Below are 540 nucleotides of genomic sequence, written 5' to 3'. Positions count from 1 at the left end.
TCCGGTCAGGTCCCGCTTGCCCACCAGCAAGGCGAGAGTGCTGTCCTTGCGCAAATCATCGTGGTCGTTCAAGTCTTCGTAGCCCAGCGCCAAACCATATACCCGCTGGGCCACCAGATCCTGCACGCTGTGTTCCAAGTGTGTCTTCGGCCTCGTGATAGATTTTGGGACATCCCAGTCCCCAAAATCGACTCGGCCTTTGACAACCTATTGGTGTCCCAGCCGTCCTGGTCACCAAGCACTACGCAACAACTTCGCAAGCTCGTTGCTGCTCCGTACTTGTCTCCCAATGACTGGACGCCGCGTTTGGATGCCTACTTTGCTTCCCCTCTGGCGCTATGCGCACGACGGGTAAGCAGTGCGGCCTCGCGGCTACTGGGGTCTACCAGCCTTCGCTTCGCTCTCCATGGCTGGCAGCGGATGCTCTCGGGGTTGCGGTGATCGGTGAAGCAAGCGGCCAGGCGATCCAGCAGGCCGATACGCTGATCCACCTCGCGCAGCAGCAATCCGCCACCGTCCGAAGTGATTCGCCCACCGTCA

At 60.2% G+C, this 540-nt stretch carries 2 protein-coding genes and 1 pseudogene; 1 reads left to right on the top strand and 2 read right to left on the bottom strand.

Annotation, left to right across the window (positions count from 1 at the left end):
* Nucleotides 1–138: pseudogene (locus tag ACOCD2_RS25730) on the bottom strand (transposase); the annotation flags it as partial.
* A gap of 16 nt (nucleotides 139–154) precedes the next feature.
* On the opposite strand from ACOCD2_RS25730, the gene ACOCD2_RS25725 reads away from it, so the two are divergent.
* The gene (locus ACOCD2_RS25725; RefSeq protein WP_294032265.1) at nucleotides 155–355 is read left to right on the top strand and encodes a hypothetical protein; all 201 of its coding nucleotides are present in this window, start codon (nucleotides 155–157) and stop codon (nucleotides 353–355) included.
* On the opposite strand, the gene ACOCD2_RS25720 is transcribed toward ACOCD2_RS25725, so the two are convergent.
* On the bottom strand, nucleotides 315–491 hold the full coding sequence (locus tag ACOCD2_RS25720) for a hypothetical protein (protein WP_419584869.1): 177 nt from the start codon (nucleotides 489–491) through the stop codon (nucleotides 315–317). The genes ACOCD2_RS25725 and ACOCD2_RS25720 overlap by 41 nt on opposite strands.
* Nucleotides 492–540 lie beyond the last annotated feature (49 nt).

Origin of the sequence: Thiolapillus sp., assembly GCF_048562965.1 — a bacterium.
GTDB classification, from domain to species: Bacteria; Pseudomonadota; Gammaproteobacteria; order Chromatiales; family Chromatiaceae; genus Thiolapillus; species Thiolapillus brandeum_A.
The sequence above is the reverse complement of the archived record's forward strand: the minus strand, read 5'-3'. Positions and strand labels throughout refer to the sequence as shown.